The organism is Cryobacterium luteum (genome assembly GCF_900110125.1).
Taxonomy (GTDB): Bacteria; Actinomycetota; Actinomycetes; order Actinomycetales; family Microbacteriaceae; genus Cryobacterium; species Cryobacterium luteum.
Genome location: NZ_FOCN01000048.1, coordinates 1 through 6,379, shown reverse-complemented (window position 1 = coordinate 6,379; position 6,379 = coordinate 1). Strand labels below are relative to the sequence as shown.

Below are 6,379 nucleotides of genomic sequence, written 5' to 3'. Positions count from 1 at the left end.
CCAAAACCGCGCCTGTTTCTTAACGAACTCATTCTTCAACCACACGTACAACACCTCACAAAAATCGAGTGTTGCGACGACCGGTTGAATCCGCCAACCCCTAACGGGACTTTTGTCGGCTGAGCTCCACGACCTTGCGACCTTCGACGGTCGACGGTCGAACCATATCGGCCGCCCAGTTGAGCACGCGGATCACCGAAGCACGGCCCATGACCCGCGAGCCTCGGGCAGTCTGATGCACGGAACTGAAATAGGTGCCCACAGGCGGGACGCCTTCACGACAACAGAGGTGCCCGCGTGCTCAAACGTCAACTGAGTAGTTCAGCGTCAGCTCGTCAGCGGGCACTCCTCGAATGCCCCAGTTCGCACGCGGCGTCTCCGTGATCGTGATTTCTAGATCGTGCGGAGTGACACCGACGGCTGCAACATTGCTGATGAGTTCGCGGATGAAGTCCTTCTTTGTTTCCGTCGATCTGCCCTCAAACATGCTGACCTCGACAATGGTGTAGTCGATCGAACGATCTTCAGGCGTGATGAACTCGTCGGGGCTAAGCGTGATGAAACGGTGGAAGCGCTTCTCCATCGGCAGCTGAAGCGCCGATACCGCCGCTGCGTGGATCGCGTCGGACAGCGAAGAGATGCGCGGAGCAAGCGCCGATTTGTGACCGTAAATTTTGATTTGAGCCATGCTTCAGTTTGGCAGGTCGCCAAGTGCGGGTTGTCCGAACACGCATGCATTGTATTCCGCAAGGGGAACCCTCTACGGGACGATTGCCCCAAAGAGGATCCCTCTGCGGCACTCTTCTGAATTCAGAAGTGCACGAGGGCGGTGCTGACGCCAACAAGTCGTACCCATGGCTCAGTGTGGGCTGAGGTCGCGGCGCACGAGGATTCCTCCGGCGATGGCCGCCACGGCGAGGACCGCCGCGAAGAGGGTGGCGCCGGCGCTCAGCCCGATGCCGTTGATGAGGTAGCCGGTGGCGACTGAAAGTAGACCGGCGGGGATGTATCCGCCAATGTTGAGGACGGCGTTCGCTTCGGCGCGGTGGTTGCCCGGGACATGGGTCCCGATGAGGGTGAGTCCTCCGAGCTGTCCGAGTCCTTGGCCGATGCCGGCAAGGAGGGCGGAGAGAATGAGGATCGCAGGGACCGCGGCGTTGACGGCGATGATGAGGCTGGCCATCGCTGCGAGTGTCGCACCGGAGCCGAGCAGGAGGATGCTGCGCACCGGTACCCGACTGACGGTGAATTGAACACCTGTCGCGGCGAGGAACATGGCACACGCCATTCCTCCGGCGACCAACGGACTGGAGGCGTTGAGCAGGTTTGACAATAGAGATGGGCCGAGGGAGAGCACGAAAGAGGTAGCTGTGATCCCTGGCGCGAAGACCGCGATGCCGTAGGCGAGGTGGCGTTGGTTTCGCTTCGGGACACTCGGCAAGTGCAAGCTGAACCGTGCCTCAGCCGTGTCGGCGCTTTGGCTCGCGGGAGGACGACGCAGCGGCAGGAAAATGGCGATGGCAAGCGCGGTGGCGAGTAGAACGAACTCGACCGCAAAGATTACTGGGGCCGGAGTCGCCATCCGTTGAGCGAATAGTCCCGACAGCAGCGGCCCAAGTCCGGCGCCGAAGACCATGGCAACAGAGGCGGCAAGAGAGGCCTGCCGACGGCGGGCAGGGCCGCCGAGGTCAACGACCGCCGCCATGCCTGCCGAGACGATCACGCCCACCGCGACGCCGGTGAGGAACCGTGCGATCACCAGCACGAGGACAGAAGAAGCAACTCCGAACAGGGAACATGCCACTAGCGCGAGCACTAGCCCTGGAATGAGCACCGACTTGCGCCCGAACCGGTCGGCGAATTGTCCGGCAACGGTCAAGGTGAGCAGAAGTCCGACCATGTAGGCGGCGAAGATCACCGTCAGCATTCCCGCGGAGAAGCCAAGTTCCCGCTGCCAATATACGTAGAGCGGTGTCGGCGAGTTCGACAAAACAAACACCGCAGTCACGATCAAGGCCGCCAACAGCATCGGCCGTGCGCCGGGCCTGCGGAGCAATGCCGCGTCGGGCTGCCGAGTTGTGGTCTGTGCCATCGTCCCACCTCTATCCTTCAGTACGAGTTTTCTCGAACTTATCACTAGTTCGAGAAAACTCGTACATGCTCTAGGCTGAACGTATGACCGACACCTCGAAAACCGTCACAGGAGGGAACGCTGTCTCGGATCCTCCTGAGAACCTGCCGGAACCGCTGCCAGAGCCGTCGATCGACAAGCTTCAATTGGAGGCGCTCATGGGGGCTCTGGCCGATCCGCTACGGCTGACGATCGTGCGCAAACTGATGCTTGAATCCGAGGACTACGACCATTCCTGCGGCTGGTTCGGATTCGACCGCCCCAAATCCTCCCTTACCCATCATTTCAAGGCACTTCGCGAGGCGGGATTAATCCGGCAGCGTCAATACGGGCTCGAACGACGCAGCCGCGTACGCACCGAAGACATCAACCAGTGCTTCCCCGGACTCCTCGACCTTGTCGCCCGCTGGCATCAAGACTGACGACACGTGCCCCGCGGGTCAGACGCCCACGTAGCTGCATGGACAGTTCCTGTAGCGGACGCCTCACTGGAACACACTCGCCGCCCCAAATAGGGAACGTTCTGCGGGACGCGTCTCGGGGGCGGAGGATTGGTAGCGTGACGGGATGACTACTCAGACGCTCGTTGTCGCTGCTGTGTGTTTTCGTGACGGTGCCGACAGGATACTCACGGTCCGTAAGGGCGGTACTGACTTTTTCATGCTGCCGGGCGGAAAATCAGAACCCGGGGAAGCTCCTGGTGCGGCCGCTCTCCGGGAAGTCTATGAAGAGTTGGGGGTAAGGGTGGCGAAAGAAGATCTCTCACTGCTTGGCAGCTGGTCTGCCGCCGCCGCAAACGAGCTGGACACAATCATCGACGCGACCGTTTATCTCAGCAGTGTTTTGATCGCGCCGATCGCGTCGGCGGAAATCGTTGAGCTGCGTTGGGTAGATCCGACAGCCGCGACCGAACCTGAGTTTCCGCTCGCGCCATTACTACTCGAATTCGTGTTTCCTGCATTGGCCGCTTAATGCACGTCGCAATCTTCACAGGATCCGCATTCGGTTACAGCCCAGTGTTCGCTGAAGGTGCAGCAGCGCTCGCTCGGGCGTTGGCTGATCAAGGAATCGGGATCGTTTATGGTGGTGGCGATGTTGGCTTGATGGGTGTCGTCGCGACCGAGGCTCTCAGCCGCGGCGGCGCCGTCATCGGTGTAATGCCGGGATCTCTCGTCGACCGTGAATTGGCCCATCCGGGCCTCACACGGCTGGAAATCGTTGAGTCTATGCACGAGCGCAAGGCGCGCATGGCTGAGTTGTCCGAGGCTTTCATCGCTCTTCCCGGCGGGACCGGAACCCTGGAAGAATTCTTCGAAGTCTGGACATGGCAGCAACTGGGTATCCACACGAAACCCGTGGCGCTGTATAACATCGATGGTTTCTGGGGTCCGCTCATAGCTGCGATCGATGCCAGCGTGGATGCAGGATTCCTCCGACCGGCCTACCGGGCCGCACGGATCATTTCCGACAACGCTCAAGACCTACTTGATCAGCTCAAGATTTGGAAACCGGCACCGCAGAAATGGCATGAACCAGGCACAGCGCGGGTGGTTCCTCTCGCGTAAATTCGCACCCATGCGCCGAAAGGTCACCCGTTAGCTGGACGGCGAGCGTGACGCCCATGCAGGCGTTCGGCGACTGTGTCGCCAACCCCGTTTCGGGACGGGACAGCTGAGACAGTAGTCCCGCGGTGGCACCAATTATGCGCGGTGCGCTCGAGCTGACAACGCTCGCGGGCCGCGGGCGTCAGTGGTTGGACAAAAGTGCTTGGCCGATGATGCGGGCTCCGTCGGGAAATGCCCCCGGGTTCGGCCCGGAGTAATTGAGCCTGATGAAGGGGCCGGTGGCCTCGGCCGGGAACCAACTCGAGCCGGCAGCGATCAGGACCCCGGCGGCTTCGCAGTCTGCGACCAGCCGCTCGAGGTTTGTCCCATCGGGCAGGCGAGCCCACAAATTGAGACCACCAGCCGGAACCGTGGTTATGTGGGCGTCGGGTGCATGCTCGCGCAGACTCGTCAGTAACAGATCTCGCCGGGCCCGCAGTTGCGGGCGAAGGTTGCGGAGGTGGGTCTGCCAACCGGGCTGGGTGACGACGTCGAGCACTGCGGCTTGAAGGAGCCCGCTGACGTACATCGATTCGGCGCTGCGGTCGGCGAGAATGCGTTCCTTGGCGGGACCGCGGGCAATAATTGCCGCCACGCGAAGGGACGGCGAGACGCTCTTCGTGAGGGATCGCACATAGACGACATGGCCGGCGTCATCGCGCGCGGCAACAGGATGCGGATCGGTATCGATGCCGAAGTCATGGGCCCAATCGTCCTCGACCAAGAAGGCGCCGTGCGCCCGAACGACGTCGAGGATTTGCGTCGTGGTGGACTCTGACCACTGTGCGCCAGTCGGGTTCGCATAGGTGGGCTGCGCATAGAAGACGCGCGAACCGGTTTCCTGGAACGCCCGAGCGAGCTCGCCGGGATCGGGCCCCTCGGATCCCGATGGAACCGGGACCACGTCGACCCCGGCTTGGGCGGCAGCCTGGATCGCGCCCCAGTACGTGGGCGATTCCATCAGAAGAGGCGCTCCAGCGGTGACCAGGGCACGGAAGATCGTGGCCAGGCCACTTTGACTTCCGGGCAGCACGATGACATCGCTGGATAGCGGCGGAGTGACGCCGACCGGTGTCGCGGAGCCAAGCTCTTGAGCGAACCAGGACTGCAGCTCCGGAAGGCCCGCGACGGGTGAACGCGTCAGCGCCGCCTCGCTTCGGGCCGCGCGAGCCAGCGCTGACCGCACCAACCGCTCCGGCAACAGCTCTCGGTCGGGATACCCGGAATGCAGAGCGATACTTCCCTGCGGAGCGGCACGTAGCGCGGGACTCAACCCGCCGAGGTGACTGTTCGGGGAACGCATAGCCGTGGTCTGCCAGCTGAAGTCGAGCGGACGAGCGGTACGCACCGCGCGAACGAACGTGCCGGCGCCGGGCCTGGTTTCGATCAAGCCCTGCGCCGCGAGAGTGCGCAGGGCTTTCTGCACCGTCACCGGGCTCGCCCCGTACTCGGCGACGAGCACCCGACTGGTGGGCAGCCGGGCGCCCGGCGCGCGGCCAGCGATCCACTCGCGCAGTGCGGCCACGATCCGAAAACTGCTATCGTTATCCATGTCAGATCATAATAGCGCTATCAAGCGAATGCCCGCACCGCTATCACCGTCCCGGTCCGGCCTCGCTTGGGGGCTGCTCGGCGTCGCCGCGTTTTCCTTCACCGTTCCCTTCACCCGCGTGGCCGTCGAGAGCATGTCCCCGCTGTTCATCGGCTCCGGCCGCGCTGTCATCGCTGCCGTGCTTGCCGCGGCCGCCCTGATTATCACCCGGCAACACCTTCCGCGCGGCAACCAGTGGCTTCGCCTCGCCGTCGTCGCGGGCGGCGTCGTCGTTGGGTTCCCCCTCCTCACCTCATTCGCCCTCACCACGGTGTCGGCCAGCCATGGAGCTGTGGTCATTGCTCTTCTTCCGGCCGCGACAGCAGTCGCGGCCGTCATGCGCGGCCAGGAGCGACCACCCCTGCCGTTCTGGATCATGGCATCCGTCGGGGCCCTGGTGGCCGTGGCCTTCGCGTCCCTGCAGGGTGGCGAAAGCATCCGCCTGCAGTGGTCGGACCTGCTCCTATTCGGCGCCGTCGTGGCCGCTGCCATCGGTTACGCCGAAGGAGGCTTGCTCGCGCGTGAGATCGGATCCTGGCAAACCGTATCGTGGGCCCTCGTTCTGGCCGCGCCCCTCATGGTCGCCCTGACGACAATTGCTATCGTCGACCAGCCACCTACCGGCACGCCAACGCAATGGGCGGCGTTTGCCTATCTCGGAGTGGTGAGTATGTTCCTGGGTTTTTTCGCTTGGTATCGCGGACTCGCCATCGGGCCCATGGCCCAGGTCAGCCAGGTGCAACTCACCCAACCCGCCCTCAGCATCCTCTGGGCCGCACTCATCCTCCACGAAGAGCTCACGTGGCAGACCATCATCGGCGGCATCGCGGTCATCCTCTGCGCCGGCATCGCCGTACGAACGCGCCTCAATCGCGTCAGGCCCACACGCTCCGCCGAGGACTGTGCAGTTGAATCATCACCAGTCGAGGCGATGTCCGGCACCAACCTCCCGTAAGGGGAACGGCGGATTCAACCGGTCGTCGCAACACTCGATTTTTGTGAGGTGTTGTACGTGTGGTTGAAGAATGAGTTCGTTAAGAAACAGGCGCGGTT

The 6,379-nt window shown here is 62.8% G+C and carries 7 protein-coding genes; 4 read left to right on the top strand and 3 right to left on the bottom strand.

Annotated features, from left to right (window positions below; all coding sequences use genetic code 11):
- Positions 1–301: 301 nt before the first annotated feature.
- Positions 302–688: a tautomerase family protein gene (locus tag BMW72_RS18005; protein ID WP_092113080.1), complete on the bottom strand. Its 387-nt coding sequence runs from the start codon at positions 686–688 to the stop codon at positions 302–304.
- Between the two features lie 171 nt (positions 689–859).
- A complete protein-coding gene (locus BMW72_RS18000) occupies positions 860–2,092 on the bottom strand; it encodes an MFS transporter (protein ID WP_092113078.1) in 1,233 nt (410 codons plus the stop codon).
- A gap of 83 nt (positions 2,093–2,175) precedes the next feature.
- Here BMW72_RS18000 and BMW72_RS17995 point away from each other — a divergent pair, with 83 nt between their 5' ends.
- The 3 genes from BMW72_RS17995 (at position 2,176) to BMW72_RS17985 (ending at position 3,696) form a co-directional block, all read left to right on the top strand.
- The gene (locus BMW72_RS17995; protein ID WP_092113075.1) at positions 2,176–2,553 is read left to right on the top strand and encodes an ArsR/SmtB family transcription factor; all 378 of its coding nucleotides are present in this window, start codon (positions 2,176–2,178) and stop codon (positions 2,551–2,553) included.
- Positions 2,554–2,698: 145 nt separating this feature from the next.
- Positions 2,699–3,103 (top strand): NUDIX hydrolase, encoded by a 405-nt coding sequence (locus BMW72_RS17990; protein ID WP_092113072.1) that lies wholly within the window; start codon positions 2,699–2,701, stop codon positions 3,101–3,103.
- Positions 3,103–3,696, top strand: coding sequence for an LOG family protein (locus BMW72_RS17985; protein WP_092113070.1), 594 nt, complete (start codon positions 3,103–3,105; stop codon positions 3,694–3,696). The genes BMW72_RS17990 and BMW72_RS17985 overlap by 1 nt, the downstream gene beginning before the upstream one ends.
- A gap of 181 nt (positions 3,697–3,877) precedes the next feature.
- On the opposite strand, the gene BMW72_RS17980 is transcribed toward BMW72_RS17985, so the two are convergent.
- On the bottom strand, positions 3,878–5,287 hold the full coding sequence (locus BMW72_RS17980; RefSeq protein WP_092113067.1) for an aminotransferase-like domain-containing protein: 1,410 nt from the start codon (positions 5,285–5,287) through the stop codon (positions 3,878–3,880).
- Between the two features lie 28 nt (positions 5,288–5,315).
- Here BMW72_RS17980 and BMW72_RS17975 point away from each other — a divergent pair, with 28 nt between their 5' ends.
- Positions 5,316–6,281 carry a DMT family transporter gene (locus BMW72_RS17975; protein WP_241983775.1) on the top strand — a complete coding sequence of 322 codons (966 nt, stop codon included), beginning with the start codon at positions 5,316–5,318 and terminating at the stop codon, positions 6,279–6,281.
- The last annotated feature ends 98 nt before the right edge of the window (positions 6,282–6,379 follow it).

Bases quoted from the DNA above. Each gene is read 5' to 3' on its own strand.
- BMW72_RS18005 (WP_092113080.1), bottom strand. From the start codon at position 688: ATGGCTCAAATCAAAATTTACGGTCACAAATCGGCGCTTGCTCCGCGC.
- BMW72_RS18000 (WP_092113078.1), bottom strand. From the start codon at position 2,092: ATGGCACAGACCACAACTCGGCAGCCCGACGCGGCATTGCTCCGCAGG.
- BMW72_RS17995 (WP_092113075.1), top strand. From the start codon at position 2,176: ATGACCGACACCTCGAAAACCGTCACAGGAGGGAACGCTGTCTCGGAT.
- BMW72_RS17990 (WP_092113072.1), top strand. From the start codon at position 2,699: ATGACTACTCAGACGCTCGTTGTCGCTGCTGTGTGTTTTCGTGACGGT.
- BMW72_RS17985 (WP_092113070.1), top strand. From the start codon at position 3,103: ATGCACGTCGCAATCTTCACAGGATCCGCATTCGGTTACAGCCCAGTG.
- BMW72_RS17980 (WP_092113067.1), bottom strand. From the start codon at position 5,287: ATGGATAACGATAGCAGTTTTCGGATCGTGGCCGCACTGCGCGAGTGG.
- BMW72_RS17975 (WP_241983775.1), top strand. From the start codon at position 5,316: ATGCCCGCACCGCTATCACCGTCCCGGTCCGGCCTCGCTTGGGGGCTG.